This window comes from Rhizobium sp. Root482 (assembly GCF_001426565.1).
Lineage (GTDB): Bacteria > Pseudomonadota > Alphaproteobacteria > Rhizobiales > Rhizobiaceae > Pararhizobium.
In genome coordinates, this window is record NZ_LMFA01000007.1 from 1 (window position 1) to 14,673 (window position 14,673).

Consider the following 14,673-nt stretch of genomic DNA (forward strand, 5'->3'; position numbering starts at 1 on the left):
TGATTTCAGTCCAGACCATCGTGAACTCCATCGAATCTTTGCAAATCCGAAGGAATCATAACCTGTTGAAATCACCCACCTCTTTTTGAGGCAGCCTCTAAGGGTCAGCCAAGTCGCGAACCTGATCCAATCAGAAAACTCAACCCCAAGTAAACTAAGAAAATCGGAGCTAATCACGCAGACTTTTGTTTGAAGCTTGGCCCGTGATCGAAAGACTGCTGGACCGCCCTCTTGTCCCGGTAAATCAGACATTCTAACTCTTAGGATCGGGTCGTCAATCGTATGGCAAACATTCGGGTGATTGAGATGTCGCAGTAGCACGAACGCCGGGCGACGATAAATGGAACTACCGATAGGGAGAAAAATTTGGTTGGCAGTGGGCGACGGTTCGATCTCAGAAATCGCATGCAGGCAGCCCACAAGCGCCTTGACGCCGCGGTGGGAGCTTTTCACACTATTGATGAATATCAGCGTTACGTGACGCGCCTGGGCAATTTCCGGGGGACCATGGATGTCGTGTTGAACCAAGTGATTTGGCCAGCCGGGTGGTCATGGCGCCCCACCGTCATTGCGAAAATACTCGAGATGGACGCGATGGATCTCGGCCTACCGATCTCCAGACAAGCAAGCACCTACGTTGACTTGACCGACACCAGTGCTTTACTCGGCGCACTCTACGTGCTGGAAGGCTCGGCCCTTGGCGCCCGGATTCTCCGACAGCGTGCAGAAATTCTGGGTTTTCATGAGACTTTCGGCGCGCGACATCTCGCCGTTCTGACACACGACATAGGGCAGTGGAAGTCGTTTCTTGTAGTCTTAGACGCGGCCCCGGACTTCGATGTCGAACGCGCTGCCGGCGCTGCCAATGCCGTGTTCGCCTTTGCACTCGAATGTTTCGAAGACGAACTTCCTGTCCATCAATGAACCCGCTAAACTTTGCGGCTATCACGACTGCGATGTCGGGTGCCAATCGCCAGGGAAATGATCTTGTAAGTTTTATCGGTCGTGAACTCACAGGTTGGCGCCGAAGGCTGGCCTATGGAAACTCTCAGTTGAGCGCCTATTTAATGTGAATAACTGTTTGGGCTGCATATGCTGCAGCCCGGAATGCTTGATTTTGCACACATGTCTAGCGATCCATTAGAGCAAAAATGTCCACGATTCGAGAAGGCAGGAAGCCGACATTGCAATACGACAGGTCTAAGGTCGATCTAAGCAATTGCGATCGAGAACCCATACACATTCCGGGAAGCATCCAGCCCCACGGCGCGATGCTGGTAGTAGATCCACTATCCCATGTCATTGTCTATGCCTCCGACAACATTCGCGATTATCTTGGCGTCAACGGCGCCATCGTGGGCGAGCACCTCGGTGTAGTGATAGGCTCACAAGTCGCACACGACATCGCCAACACGGCAGCGAAGTCTGGAGACAGCCATGTGGCGGGCGTGATCCTTGACGCCAAGCTGCAAAATGGCCTCATGCCGACTGACGCCACGATTCATCGCCATGAAAATCGTATGTTCGTCGAGTTCGAACCTTCCGCCTCACAAGACGACGCCCAGCTTGCCCTTGGCCTCACTCAATCCATGGTGCGCCGGATCGACCGTGAAACCAATGTTGATGCGATGCTTGGCACAGCCGCCCGCATCGTCAGGGCAATGCTTGGGTACGACCGCGTGATGGTCTATAGGTTTTTGCACAACGGCGCGGGTCGCGTCGTCGCGGAGGCGAAAGACCGGTCTCTTCAAAGTTTTTTGGGCCAGCATTTTCCATTTTCGGATATTCCTGTTCAGGCACGTGCCCTCTATCTGAGAAATTGGATCCGCGTGATAGGCGACGTCGATTTCGTGCCGGTTCCTCTTAACCCGCCGCTTGATGTAGGAGACACGCCAGTCGATCTTTCGTTCGCACATTTGCGGAGCGTTTCGCCCATTCATTGCGAATATCTGCGTAATATGGGCGTTGCCGCATCCATGTCGATTTCAATTGTCGTGGATGGTGAGTTATGGGGGCTGATTGCATGCCATCACAATACCCCGAAGGTATTGTCCATCCCGCTTCGGGTGGCGACCGAACTGTTTGCGCAGTACTTCTCCCTGCATCTTAGTGCAGCCGAAACGAAAGCCGAGCACACGGCCACGGCTCTCGCGCGCATGAAGCTCAATGCGATCACCGCCAGCATTACCGCAACAGACGACATCAATCTTGGATTGAGCGACAAGCTGCGTGAGTTTTCTTCGCTGCTGGATTGCGACGGATCGGCGTTGATGACACGCGGCAAGTGGACCGAGACTGGCCTCGTCCCGTCCGAGAGAAAGCTGGAAGAGCTGGCCGGCTATCTGAAGAACAAGGGTGGAAACGCGATCTGGCACGAAAACCACCTGAGAGAGGTGTTTCCCGGCCAAGCTGAATATGGTGAAGAGGTTGCCGGCATACTTGCCATTCCCGTTTCGATGTCGTCCGACAGCTATCTTTTCTTCTTTCGAAGCGAGGAGGCGCACACGGTAGAATGGGCTGGAGAGCCTACAAAGACGGTTGTGTCCGGTCCGAGCGGCGATCGACTGACGCCGCGCGGCAGCTTCGATACTTGGCGCGAAGACGTGCGCCATCGCTCGACGCCATGGACGAGCGAGGACATCGCGGTCGCCGAAGCGATGCGAAGCTATGTACGCGACTTACTTCTGCATCATAACGAGCGCACCGAAGAGCAGCGCTTTAAGGCCGAAGAGCGCAGAAACATCCTGAATGCAGAAATGAATCACCGTGTGAAAAATATCCTCGCGCTTGTGAAATCTATCTCAGCACAGACGGGATCAAGCGCACGGACAATCGACGAGTTTACGGCATCCTTCGAGGGCCGCCTTCGTGCCTTGTCGTTCGCACACGACCAGTCCTTCTTGGGCAAAAATGGCGGGGAAATTCTCTCTCTTCTCGAGGCCGAGGCAGCAATGCACCGGTTTAAGGATCGAGAACGCATAAAGCTCGAAGGAGAATCTGTTGGATTGACGGAGCGAGCCTTCGGTGTCTTTGCGCTCGTCATACACGAAATGATGACGAATGCTGCGAAATACGGCAGCCTCTCCTCTCCAGATGGCCGCCTTGACGTAAAATGGATGCTAAGGCCGGACGGCTCCTGCGAGCTTCTTTGGGCGGAGTCCGGAGGGCCAGTGGTGACGCCCCCCAGCCGCAAGGGTTTTGGCAGCACACTGATCGACAAGACCGTCGAGTTCGATTTGGGAGGCTCCGCAGAGCTTAGCTTCGAAAGCAGCGGCCTGCTGGCTCGGTTCGTGATCCCGTCCGAACACCACTACATGGTCGTCCCATCCAAGAATTTCTCGCCTGACGAACCGGCTGTCGGGCAACCGCTGGCGGGGCTGGCCGTCATGCTTGTGGAAGACCAGGGCCTGATTGCGCTCGATACAGAAGATGTTCTGCGCGGCCTTGGCGCCGCTGAAGTACGAACGCTGCCAAACGTTGTGCAAGCTCTGCAGTCGATCGCCATGGCTGCACCTCAATGTGCCGTACTTGACCTCAATCTCGGCCAAGAAACGTCCGAGAAAATCGCAGTCGATCTCGCGAAACGGGGAATCCCGTTCGTGTTCGCAACGGGTTATCGTGACAGTGTCTCCATCCCAGCGCAGTTTGCGACTGTGCCGGTAGTTCGGAAGCCGATCACGCCAGGCGCACTGGCAATCGAACTAGCGGCTGCTCTGAATAAATGAGCGAATACATCAACCTGACGTCAAGCGGCCGCGTTGTAACGACGGATGAAGTTTGGCGAGGTGGCCCGCATCGAGATCGCCACCGGCCTCAATGCCGACCGCCGTTTCCCGGAAGCACGCGTCAGACCATCTTGGAAGTGGCGGTTGCGGAAAGTCTGCGGAACGAAAACGGCGCGGTCTTGAGATCACGTTGCTCAGGGCAAAAGATTGATCCCGACCGCGGGAAGATGACGACGATTTTTATCTGCTGAATAATCGGGTGGGGTTCGATGAACTTTCTCGCACCAGCAGCGTCAACCCGCATTTACCAAACTTTAGTTCAGGTATGACATGAATTTTTAGGGCGCCTTCCAACACAGTTTACGACCGCGGCAATCAGATCATCGGGCGAACATGGCTTCGAAAGCCATGGTCCCTTTTGAAAGACGCACGGCTGTCCTTCCCGGTCGAACTCTCCAGTAAGGACGATAAACGGGATAGAGCGCTCAAGCAAAATGCGGGCAATAGCCTCGGAATTCCCATCGCGAAGCCGCCCGGCGCGCCATATAGTTCCTTCAGCGCTGCTTGATTTCGAGCTCATAGCCGCCAACGTCTTCGCTCAATGAACTCAACCGATCGAGCGCCGATGTTCGCTTGGCGTCACGCACAGCCTTGAACGCTGCGACATCCGCTGCTCTCAAACGCCGGTGACTTCCCACTTTTTCGCCAGCAAGCTCGCCTGTATCGACCAAACGCACGAGATATTGCCTCGATACGTTGAGAATATCGGCGGCCGCCTGCGTTGACAGCATCTCTTCGTCGGGCAAAACCGTTACGGGTCTTCCGTCCGCGAGGAGCTCGGCGGCCCGATACATGATGTCGGTCAGCGCATCTGGCAGATCCAGGCGTTCGCCATCGACATTGACTACCTGAAACGTTCCATGCTGCTTCGTGGAACGGGAAAGCAACAGCGATGCGACACGAGCCGCAGCCGACCGCTCGAGAGCGGGAACGGCTTTCGAAGTCTTCGAGGGCTTTTTGTCTGACGATGTGCGATGTGATACGGCCATGACGGTAATATGGCGCATAAACGCTATAAACGCAACCATCTCCCGAATGATCGGGGGAATCTTGATGAGTGCCTATGCCAATCGCCATCCTCGATGCCGACGTCCTATTCCCCGATGATGTTGCGCGATACATTGTTGCGTGTAGCTGCGGCAGACTGCTATCGCGCGCATTGGTCGTCGCGAATCCTTGACGAAGTCACGCGCAACCTTATCAGCGATTATGGGATGGAGCCCGCCAGAGCGGGGTTATTGCGCGCCGTTATGGAGGAGGCGTTCCCCGAAGCGAATGTCGAAGGCTGGGAACCACTGGAGCCGGCGATGCGGAACCACCCCAAGGATCGGCACGTGGCCGCCGCCGCCGCTGCGGTCGGGGCTGGCATTATCGTCACATCGAACATCCGAGACTTCAGCGATCTTCCGCCCGGCATCGTCGCCATGACACCCGACGATTTTCTCGTCTCCCTGTTGAGTAAGGGGGCGGACAGGCTCCTGGAGGCGCTCGCCGCACAGGCCGCAGGCTATCGTCGACCAACTTTGTCCGTCGTGGAATTGATGGAAAGGCTGTCAGGGATTGCGCCCGAGTTTGCCGCAAAGGCATTGTCCATTTTAAGCACAAAAGCCAAATAACCGCCCCTCGAACTCACTGAAAATTCCGGCTCTTCACCTTCAACGTATCGATGTGCAAATCGGGCACGAACAAATCCCGCGGTTTCACACCCATCGAAGGCCGCTGTCGGCTATCCGGGCTGCCTGGTGATCCATCGGCGAACTCGTCGCCACACCCTTACGGCAGCCGGAAGGTGTCCCGCTCGCCAAGGCTTGCCAGATCGCTGGTCAGATCGAACATCCGTTGCGCCACCCATCCGGCTCGTCGGCGCGTTGCTGCTAGAACAGAACGATGAGTGGGCCGTTCAACGGGCTCGATACATGACGCTGGAAACTATCGGACAAATGAGCGATGATCCTCTCATCAGCTTGCCGGCAGTGGCGCGCTGATGCTCATCCGACCATCTGGGATGAGCCGTGGTCGTCTAAGCTACACCACGTCCTGGGACACGATCAATATAGGCCCTTGGACGCCCATCGATAAGGCACAAGGTCTCAGGTCGGCCATTCACTCAAAGCATGGGTCCAATCAGAGATGAGCTGAAGGGGCTATCGGGCCCGGAACCGGTCAAAGGCAGTGAGGCGTTTGATTGGTGGATCGGCGTCTGGATAGCGGTAGATTTCGGCCCTAAGATAGCGGAGCTCATCGTCGAGTGCGTCTTCAGCAACCTCGATCCACCAGGATTTCGGGCGACCGTCGCTTCCGTCGGACCATCGATAGCCCCGCGCCTTCAGGTGATCCTTCATGTCGAAGGGGCTGTTCTCCGCAAAGATCCGCACACGCGACCTCAGGCTTGCTTCATAGAGCTCGGCAAAAGCGGTGGAAGCAGATCCGTCCACCTCGCGGGCCAGGACCTCCAGGAGCGCAAAACAGTCTCGACAGCACGATGACCATCATGGAAGTAGCCGGCCTGTCCCAGCAGATATCCGAGCTTGGTGCCTTCATATCCCCGCGACGACCAGTCGATCTCCGAGTTGGAGCAAGCCCAGGCCTTGCCGGAAAACAAATGAGAAAATGGCTCGCAGAATGGCCTATCGAAGCCTGCATTGTGGGCGATCAGCAGATCCGCTGGTTCGATCAGCATCTGCAACGCAGCCATATCGATTGACTGACCGGCCACCATATTATTTGTGATCCCGGTGAGCCTGGTGATTTCGGGGGGAATGGAAACGCTTGGCTGTTGAAGTCCACCGTAGATGCCGGTCACGTCACCGATACGCCCTGCCGCATCGAAGGTGAAAGCGATCACGCCAATCTCGATGATCTCATCCTTGCGGGCGTTGAGGCCCGTGGTCTCAGTGTCGAGAATGATGCCCTTGAGGGGGAACTCCGGACGCGGGTTTGGCGCGACCGTGCGCGGCACCAGTTTCGTGAGGATGCGGTAGCGGCCCGTCTCCGCGAGATGCCGGACCATGTCCTCTTCACTTATCGGGATGGGATGCTTTTCGACCTTGTCGGATTTGGAGGTGCCACTCGTGACCATCGGATCGCGCGCAGACTGCTCCGAAAACATCTCAACCTGTTCTGCCATTCCTGTTGTCGAAGCCCCGCCGCCGATTTTCCATCTTCAAAACATAGCACGATCGGCAGATCAACCTTGTTGCTCGGGGTCCGATGTAAGCCAACTTGACCAGCAAGGTTTGCAATCGCGAGTTTCACGCGGTGACAGCTCTTGAGCGTTGGGCAGAAGCATCCAAAATGGGAAGGGCATACCAGCTGTAGCAGAAACTGCGAAAGCCGTTCGCCTCCCGTAAGACCGGTTAAACGGGTTGCCGCAGGAGGTTTAGCGTAGCGTCGGCAAAAAGCCGGAAACCGGGATCGACAGCCCCCGGCGCGCGGGTCCGCTCTTAAGCAGCGACCGCCGCGGTGCCAATTTTGGCGGCTAAATGGGAATGCCGTGTATCGGGTAGACGGTTCGGCCCACGCGCTTCCAGTCTCAGTCGGTTGCAATGCCGATAGAGCCATGGCCTAGCGACAGATGTCGATCATGGACCTGTCCAGCTAGGCCAAGATATTCCAAAGGTGGCCGTCTCTAAGCCTGCAATGCAATCTTCGGTAATACCCTCTCGATTGTGGCGCCGGCACAATTGGAAACCGGGGACGATCAGATGACAGGCCTGCACACGGCACGAAGCCGTTTCCTCATGGTCGCGATCCTCGCTGTTTCGCTCAATTTGCGACCAGCCATCGCGGCAATCGGTCCGCTGACGGGCCTCATCCTCGATACGACCGGTATGGGCTCCACCGGTATCGGGCTTTTGACCATGCTGCCCGTCTTCCTGATGGGCGTGGGGGCGATGTCGGTCAGGTTACTGCGCAAGGCGCTGGGCGAAAAGTTCGGTATCGGCTGCGGCAGCCTCATCCTTGCCGCCTCCTGTGCCGGCCGGGTCTGGCTCGATGGTGCGGTCGGGCTCCTTGCGACGGCCGCCGGTGCAGGCATTGGCATATCCATCGTCCAGGCACTTGCACCGGGCTTCATTAAGCGGAATTTTGCCGAAAACACCGGTCGCGCCATCGGCCTGTTTTCCACCGGCATCGTCTCTGGTGCCGCGATTGCGGCTGCAAGCGCGGCCGGGCTTGCGGATCGGTTCGGCTGGGCACCGGCGCTGGCGCTCTGGGCCGCTCCCGCCCTCCTCGCCTTGGCAATCTGGTCCGTCGCCAGCCGGCCCGCGGCGTCCGAGGCGCCGGCGTCTTCGTTGTCGGTCGAGACGCCGGCATTCTGGCGACACTCGCGCAGCTGGTCGCTCCTCGTCTTCTTCGGCATCGGCACGGGCGCCTTCATGCTCGTGATGGCGTGGTTGCCGCCCTTCTATGTCGAGCGGGGGCAGTCGCCGCAGACCGCCGGCTACCTCCTGGCAGGGTTGACCTTCGTGGAGGCGCTGACGGCGCTGGGTCTCGCAGCATTCATCCACCATTTTCCCGACCGCCGCGGTCCGCTGTTCACCTGCCTGGTCCTCATCCTTGCCGGCCTGGCCTGCCTTCTTATCGAACCCATTTCGCTTGCGGTTCCCGCAGTCCTGCTGCTCGGTGCCGGCATCGGCATCCTCTTTCCCCTCTCGATTATAGTCGCCATCGACCACGTCCAGGACCCGACCATTGCCGGCGATTTCACTGCCTTCGTGCAGGGCGGCGGCTACATTATAGCAAGTCTGGTTCCGCTGATCGCCGGCGCTCTGCGGGATGTCTTTGCCGACCTCTCGCAGGCGTGGATGCTGATGGCGATCGGCATTGTCGGGCTCATCCTGCTTGCGCTGCGCTATTCGCCGGAGAGCTACCGCACCTTCCGGCAGAGCTTGCTCTCGTAAGCTGCTACGCCTGGAAGGTAGAGAAATAGGTTTGCAGCTCCTCTTCGGTCCTCGTCCGCGTCTCGACGAGCGCATCCGGCGAAGAGCCCGTCCCTTGAACCGAGAAGAAGGTCAGGTCCTTGAGCCCGATCATGCCCAGGATGGCCCGCAGATAGGGCGTCAGGAAATCCGGCTGGTTCGCCCGCTCTCCCGAATACCGGCCCCCAGACGCTATGGCGAGGAAGACGGGACGGTCGCGAAGTGCGCCGACCTTGCCGGCCGCAGTGATGTTGAAGGTTCTTCGAACACGGACGACATGATCGATCCAGGCCTTCAGCGCAGACGGCATGGTCAGATTGTGCATCGGGGTGCTGATGATCAGGATGTCTGCGCGCTCCAGCTCTCCAATAAGGTCTTCCGACTGTGCGATCGAGCCATCGCTCGAAACATCGACAGGGCCCCCTTGAGACTGGGCATAACTGCCATCGACCTGTGCCAGGCTGCCATTGCCGAAATCCCGATCGATGACCTCCGCCCCCGGTTGCCTATCCAGCAACAGATCGACAATTCTCTGGGACAACCGATGGCTCTCGGATGCCTGGCCACGAGGGCTGAAACTGACGCGCAAAATTGTCTTCATCGACCGATCCAATGTTTGGGGGAGCTGTGGCTCCGCATATGCGATCAGTGATGGATACCGCCGTCATGCCCTATTTCGAAGATCCATGAATGAACATTTGAACTGAACCATGATCGCTGGCCTGTGGTATAGCGGATCTCAAACCTCGAAGGATCGGGATAGTCCATGCCAGACGTCACTCCGAGCAAGATCGCGCCACTGGATCCGACGGCGGCCGAACCGTTCTACCGCCAGATCTACGAACGGTTTCGCAATGCCATTGCCAGCGGTTTGCTCAAGCCTGGAGACCGCATTCCCTCCGCACGCGCCCTGACGAGGGAACTAGGGCTGGCGCGAGGGACCATCGAGACGGCGTATTCGCTGTTGGCCGCCGAAGGCTATATCGAGGCGCGCGGCCAGGCCGGCACCATCGTGACACCCGGCCTTAAGGCGGGTACGCCGATCTTCAGCCCGCAGCCTCTTCCCGCCAACGCGACCGCGACGCCGAGCTTTCGTGCGGATTCGATCCTTCCGTTCCAGATGGGCCTGCCGGCACTCGACGCTTTTCCGCGCAAGATCTGGGCGCGACTTGCCGCGCGTGCCGTGCGCGCCATGCAGCCCGCCGACATGGTTCACCCCGCCGTCTTCGGCTTGCCGGCGCTCAGGGCTCAGATTGCCGCCTACCTTCAGGTCTCCCGCGGCATCGTCTGCTCGCCGTCACAGGTTTTTTTGACATCGGGCTACCGCCAGTCCATCGCGCTGATTGCGCATGCGCTGTTGAAGGCCGGTGATCGCGTCTGGCTCGAAGACCCCGGATATCCGCCGACACGAGAAGTCCTCGGCCACATGCACATCGAGGCGGTGTCCGTGCCGGTCGACCAGGACGGCATGAACGTGGCGAATGGGCTCGCGTTTGCGCCGCACGCACGGGCCGCGGTCGTGACACCGGCACACCAAAGCCCGCTTTGCGTGTCGCTGTCGCTGCCCCGGCGCTTGGCGCTGCTCGATTGGGCGGCAAGAAACGATGCCTGGATCATCGAGGACGACTATGACGGGGAATACCGCTATGTCAGCCGGCCGCTACCGGCGCTGAAAAGCCTGGATCGTGATGGGCGCGTGCTCTATGCGGGTACCTTCAGCAAGGTGCTGTTTCCGAGCATCCGGCTTGCCTATATCGTCGTGCCGGAAGCAGAGGTGGGCCGCTTCGAACAGACCTGCCAGGTTTTTGGTGGTGCAAGCCCGCAACTCACGCAAGCCATCGTCACCGCCTTCATCACGGAAGGGCATTTCGCGCGCCACATCCAGCGTATGCGAAAACTCTATGCGGAACGGCGCGCGCTCACGGCCGCAGGCCTCGAAAGGGTATTGGGCAAACGCATGCACATCGATTCCCAGCCGGGTGGCATGCACCTGATCATCCGTCTTCACGAACAGCAATCGGATCGCCAGCTCGTCGCCCGCATGCGGGAAGACGGCCTGTATGCGGAAGCCCTGAGCGACTGGATGCCCGGCGAGAAAAAGTTCTCGGGCCTACTACTCAATTTTACCAATATCGACTCGCAGCGTAGCGCAGAGATACTCGCAAGCCGCATTCTGCAACTGATGTGAGCCGGCGGCTATGGATCAGTAGAAAAGGCGCATCTTGGACCTTCCCGGTTAGGCCAAGATTGGCGACCATGACGTCCTCGCAACAAGAGGACTGATCATGACAAATCGCATCGACTACACCAAAGTCGCGCCTGAAGGTTACAAGGCCTTCGGCGCGGTATACGCCACACTATCGAAGGGCAGTCTGCCGAAAGACCTGATCGATCTTGCCTACCTTCGGGTATCGCTGATCAATGGTTGCGCTTTCTGCATCGACATGCACTCCCGCGATCTGCTGAAGTCTGGCCTGACAGTGGAGAAGCTTGTGCTCGTCCCAGTTTGGCACGATGCCGGCAACGTATTCACCGCCCGTGAGCGGGCAGCACTTGCCTGGGCGGAAACGGTCACGCGTGTTTCCGAGACCGGAGTGCCAGATGCCGCTTATGACGCGGCCGCCGCCGAATTCACCGACACCGAACTTGCCGATCTCACCTACGCGATTGGCCTGATGAACGCCTTCAACCGGTTCGGCGTTAGCTTCCGCTCGACGCCAGCCGCCACCGCCACCGCCAGGGCCTGAGCACTCAACACAGGCGAGCCTCCACCCATTGGTGAGGGCCCGCTTCTCACCCAGGCCAACGGGGACGCGGCCTTGCACGCGCCTGATCAACCAAGGAAAGGATCTCTAGATGGCATGGGCCCTGCTTTGCATCGCCGGTATTCTCGAAATCGGCTTTGCCTTCGCAATGAAGGCGTCGGTGGGCTTTACACGCTTGGTGCCAAGCGTGTTGACTGTGGCGACCGGCCTGTCGAGCGTCGTTCTCCTCTCAATTTCGCTGCGCACCCTGCCGGTCGGAACCGGTTATGCAGTCTGGACAGGCATCGGTGCTGCGGGCACCGCAGTCCTCGGAATTGCGGTTCTTGGCGACAGCGCTGCGCCCCTCAGGGTGCTCTGCATTGCACTTATCCTTGTGGGCATTATTGGACTGAAGCTCGTCTCAGGCGACTGAGCTTCGTTTCGCCATCTGAGGGCTGGCAACGCGTTCCTGCCGTTTCTGTTCTCCCCTGACCCTTGTTGACGATGGCGAAGTTGGCGGCGTGGTTCGCCTGGAACCAATTCGAACCTAAGGAACACCAAACCCCACAGCTTCATCCGTGGCGCTACATTGAAATATTTGCCCAATCTTCATGCCCGTGGCGGATTCGCACTACGAAAATTTTCTCATCGTCTTCAACCCGATAGACGATGAGATGTGCTTTGAAGGTATGAATCCTGACGGGCGGTTCGATCTCATTCCGTTCGCGTGCGATGCGTGGATTAGCAGCTATCAGACCAAATAGTGCGAAAAGTTCATCGTGGTAGCGTTTTGCCTGGTCTACTCCGAACATACGGGCACCCTGCTCGGCGATCGCGATGATGTCTTCTTCCGCCTCGACAGAAAGCCTAAAACTCATGACTTGCTGGCACGAGCCATCGCCTCAGCAAAGAGTTCATCCGTTGATCGAATGCCAACGCCACTTTGGAGCCCCGCCTCGACGAAACTTTGCATGGCGGCAATCTTGTCGTTTCGTGTCTGGTCGCGTCGGATCAGGTCGCGCACGTAGTCGCTAGCGTTCGAATATCGCCCAGTCCTGGCCTGCGCCTCCACCCAATCCTTCATCGGATCTGGAAGAGATACGTTCATTGTCGCCATCGGAACCTCCATTTGAAAGGATCATATTCGATTTTGGCAAAGTTTGTCAAAAGTCCTCCCATCTGCATGGGATCAAAACCGTCCACCATTCTCGCTGCCGATGGGATAACGCCTATTTATGGAACCTGGGTAGCACAGTGTCAGATCGGCCATGCATCCAAAGCGTGGGTCTTTTAAGAGACGGATTAAAAGAATGGCGTCAAGCCATGTCGGACGGCAACGCGGGCGGCCCGAAGGAACACAGAAGATCAGACGAGCGTATCCGTGATGATGTCAATGACCGCCTGGCCGATGAAGATTTCGTCGACGCGTCGGAAGCCGAAGGTGCATATCCATATATTGCCGATCGCAACCAGCCGGCTGAGTTGTCGCGTCAGTACGAGCTGAAACGGAGCCTCAACAAGGGGCTGGGATTGGGGATGTAGAACGGGACAACCTCTGGGGCGGACCTGAGGTTTGCTGAGAAATCTTCAATCCCCGGTATTCGTCAGCTGCACAACCTCCGCAAGCCCGAAGATTCAAGGAAACTCGGGGCTTCTGTGGTTGCCGCCCGTAATGCAAGAAGTTTTTGGCCCATATGGGATGTGATCCAGTTCGGTCTTCTGTCAGGCCTTCAAATGCGGCACTTTGGAAGCCGCTGGCCGATATGGTGATCAGCGGATCAGGTCCAAATCTATTCAGCGAGCTGAATGGCTCCAAGCCCCGAACTGGTTTTCCCGATCCAGATCTGTTCGATCATTTTGCCCATTTGGGTCGTCGACGTTCTCACACCTGCAGCAGTCTGCGTCGGATTCTGATAATCCTCTCCCTTCGTCAGCATGGCCCAGATCGCACGCGCCATCTTGTTTGCCAACGCTATGGCCACGAGCATTCTCGGCTTCCTCACGAGCATCCTGGACAGCCATGAGTTCTCGGATATCGTCTTTCGTCCGAGCCAATTCAAGCGAGACATTGCACCCATGATCAGCAGCCTCCTTATGTCGGCCTGCCCAGCCTTCGATATGCGCCCAAGACGTTCCTTTCCTCCAGACGAATGTTGTTTCGGAACCAGGCCCAACCATGCTGCAAAATCACGGCCATGTCGAAAGCTGTCCATCGGCGGTGCGAAGCTTCAACAGCCAACGCGCTCATCGGTCCGATACCCGGCATGGTTTGCAGGCGCCGTGCCGCATCCGTTTGCGTCGCCAGAGAGGCGATCTGTTTGGCTTTTGCCTCGATTCGTTGCGTCTTCTCTGCAATCTGCAGCGAAAGATTGCGGCACTTATCACGAACCAGTTCTGGCAGATCGCTGTTCTTGTCCTCGATGATTGTTTCGATCCGCTTCAGGTGCCCGATCCCGGGCGGGGTCGGGTGGCCGAACTCATAGAGGACTGACCGTAGAGCGTTGACCAACTCGGTGCGCTGGCGGACGAGCCTTTCTCTTCCACGGAAAAGAAGTGCCTTGGCGTGCTGCTCCTCCATCTTCGGAATGATGAAGCGCATCTCCGGTCGTTGTGCGGCGATAACAATCGCTTCAGCATCCGCTGCATCATTCTTCTGACGCTTCACAAACGGGCGGGCGTACTGGGGAGCAATCAGCTTTACCTCATGGCCGTGTTTGGCTATCTCGCGTGCCCAATAATGCGCACTGCCGCAGGCTTCCATGACCACGGTCGCCACAGGGTGCTCGGCCATGAATTTGCGAAATTGAACCCGAGATAGCTTTTGCGGAATTTGAGTTGCCCCATCATCGAGGCTCCGTGCACTTGGAAAACACTCTTGGCCAGATCGATCCCGATCATTGTCTCCATCGTCATGTCTGCCGTCCTTCCCATCGAGTAGATTGAACGCAACAATCTTCAAACAAGAATTGTCGCTTGGGTAGGGCGGCAACCACTCCATCCATTCAATACGCCAGCTATCCGGCCGCCGGTAGTTAGCCTGGTTTGGGGCATCCTAACCACCTTAATAAAATACTTAAGGCGGCCTATTTGTGGGAGGCCGCCTTAAATCACTTCGGCAGGTTTTGGTGTCATTTCTCCCGGGGCGGCAGGAAACCCTTAACCGTGGCCAAGTCCGGCCAAGGAAGAACCGTTTCGCCGGCAACGCGCCATTCGCCGCCCGTCCTG

Annotated in this window: 13 protein-coding genes and 4 pseudogenes; 9 read left to right on the top strand and 8 right to left on the bottom strand. The window is 57.8% G+C overall.

Annotation, left to right across the window (positions count from 1 at the left end):
• Positions 1 to 252, bottom strand: a 252-nt coding sequence (locus tag ASD31_RS26485; protein ID WP_210168915.1) for a hypothetical protein, incomplete at its 3' end; no start/stop codon positions are given.
• A gap of 153 nt (positions 253 to 405) precedes the next feature.
• Here ASD31_RS26485 and ASD31_RS06370 point away from each other — a divergent pair.
• Complete coding sequence (locus ASD31_RS06370) at positions 406 to 924, top strand: biliverdin-producing heme oxygenase (protein WP_056331010.1); 519 nt, start codon at positions 406 to 408, stop codon at positions 922 to 924.
• A gap of 227 nt (positions 925 to 1,151) precedes the next feature.
• Positions 1,152 to 3,725, top strand: a complete 2,574-nt coding sequence (locus ASD31_RS06375; RefSeq protein WP_056331013.1) for an HWE histidine kinase domain-containing protein — start codon at positions 1,152 to 1,154, stop codon at positions 3,723 to 3,725.
• Positions 3,726 to 4,279: 554 nt separating this feature from the next.
• Here ASD31_RS06375 and ASD31_RS06385 read toward each other — a convergent pair.
• The gene (locus ASD31_RS06385) at positions 4,280 to 4,792 is read right to left on the bottom strand and encodes a helix-turn-helix domain-containing protein (protein ID WP_056331019.1); all 513 of its coding nucleotides are present in this window, start codon (positions 4,790 to 4,792) and stop codon (positions 4,280 to 4,282) included.
• Here ASD31_RS06385 and ASD31_RS06390 point away from each other — a divergent pair.
• The gene (locus tag ASD31_RS06390; RefSeq protein ID WP_244483776.1) at positions 4,784 to 5,401 is read left to right on the top strand and encodes a PIN domain-containing protein; all 618 of its coding nucleotides are present in this window, start codon (positions 4,784 to 4,786) and stop codon (positions 5,399 to 5,401) included. The genes ASD31_RS06385 and ASD31_RS06390 overlap by 9 nt on opposite strands.
• Before the next feature lie 13 nt (positions 5,402 to 5,414).
• Here ASD31_RS06390 and ASD31_RS26665 read toward each other — a convergent pair.
• Positions 5,415 to 5,633, bottom strand: a pseudogene (locus tag ASD31_RS26665) (hypothetical protein); the annotation flags it as partial.
• Positions 5,634 to 5,638: 5 nt separating this feature from the next.
• Between ASD31_RS26665 and ASD31_RS25825 the strand changes: the two are divergent.
• Positions 5,639 to 5,770: pseudogene (locus ASD31_RS25825) on the top strand (IS256 family transposase); the annotation flags it as partial.
• A gap of 159 nt (positions 5,771 to 5,929) precedes the next feature.
• On the opposite strand, the pseudogene ASD31_RS06395 reads toward ASD31_RS25825, so the two are convergent.
• A pseudogene (locus tag ASD31_RS06395) lies at positions 5,930 to 6,912 on the bottom strand (3'-5' exonuclease).
• A gap of 577 nt (positions 6,913 to 7,489) precedes the next feature.
• Between ASD31_RS06395 and ASD31_RS06400 the strand changes: the two are divergent.
• Complete coding sequence (locus ASD31_RS06400; RefSeq protein WP_200952135.1) at positions 7,490 to 8,686, top strand: MFS transporter; 1,197 nt, start codon at positions 7,490 to 7,492, stop codon at positions 8,684 to 8,686.
• Between the two features lie 4 nt (positions 8,687 to 8,690).
• Here the strand turns inward: ASD31_RS06400 and ASD31_RS06405 are convergent, their stop codons facing one another.
• Complete coding sequence (locus ASD31_RS06405) at positions 8,691 to 9,305, bottom strand: FMN-dependent NADH-azoreductase (RefSeq protein WP_056331021.1); 615 nt, start codon at positions 9,303 to 9,305, stop codon at positions 8,691 to 8,693.
• A 165-nt stretch (positions 9,306 to 9,470) separates the two neighbouring features.
• Here ASD31_RS06405 and ASD31_RS06410 point away from each other — a divergent pair, with 165 nt between their 5' ends.
• The 3 genes from ASD31_RS06410 to ASD31_RS06420 all read left to right on the top strand — a co-directional run bounded on the left by ASD31_RS06410 (position 9,471) and on the right by ASD31_RS06420 (position 11,881).
• Positions 9,471 to 10,892 carry a PLP-dependent aminotransferase family protein gene (locus ASD31_RS06410; RefSeq protein ID WP_056331024.1) on the top strand — a complete coding sequence of 474 codons (1,422 nt, stop codon included), beginning with the start codon at positions 9,471 to 9,473 and terminating at the stop codon, positions 10,890 to 10,892.
• Between the two features lie 97 nt (positions 10,893 to 10,989).
• A complete protein-coding gene (locus ASD31_RS06415) occupies positions 10,990 to 11,451 on the top strand; it encodes a carboxymuconolactone decarboxylase family protein (RefSeq protein ID WP_056331026.1) in 462 nt (153 codons plus the stop codon).
• Positions 11,452 to 11,560: 109 nt separating this feature from the next.
• A complete protein-coding gene (locus ASD31_RS06420) occupies positions 11,561 to 11,881 on the top strand; it encodes a DMT family transporter (protein ID WP_056331028.1) in 321 nt (106 codons plus the stop codon).
• A 151-nt stretch (positions 11,882 to 12,032) separates the two neighbouring features.
• Here ASD31_RS06420 and ASD31_RS06425 read toward each other — a convergent pair whose 3' ends face one another.
• Together ASD31_RS06425 and ASD31_RS06430 are read right to left on the bottom strand one after the other, a co-directional pair.
• Positions 12,033 to 12,326 (bottom strand): type II toxin-antitoxin system RelE/ParE family toxin, encoded by a 294-nt coding sequence (locus tag ASD31_RS06425; RefSeq protein WP_056331031.1) that lies wholly within the window; start codon positions 12,324 to 12,326, stop codon positions 12,033 to 12,035.
• Positions 12,323 to 12,565: a type II toxin-antitoxin system ParD family antitoxin gene (locus ASD31_RS06430; RefSeq protein ID WP_056331036.1), complete on the bottom strand. Its 243-nt coding sequence runs from the start codon at positions 12,563 to 12,565 to the stop codon at positions 12,323 to 12,325. The genes ASD31_RS06425 and ASD31_RS06430 overlap by 4 nt, the downstream gene beginning before the upstream one ends.
• A gap of 206 nt (positions 12,566 to 12,771) precedes the next feature.
• Here ASD31_RS06430 and ASD31_RS06435 point away from each other — a divergent pair, with 206 nt between their 5' ends.
• Positions 12,772 to 12,990, top strand: a complete 219-nt coding sequence (locus ASD31_RS06435) for a hypothetical protein (protein WP_056331039.1) — start codon at positions 12,772 to 12,774, stop codon at positions 12,988 to 12,990.
• A 350-nt stretch (positions 12,991 to 13,340) separates the two neighbouring features.
• Here the strand turns inward: ASD31_RS06435 and ASD31_RS06440 are convergent.
• A pseudogene (locus ASD31_RS06440) lies at positions 13,341 to 14,361 on the bottom strand (IS110 family transposase); the annotation flags it as partial.
• Positions 14,362 to 14,673 lie beyond the last annotated feature (312 nt).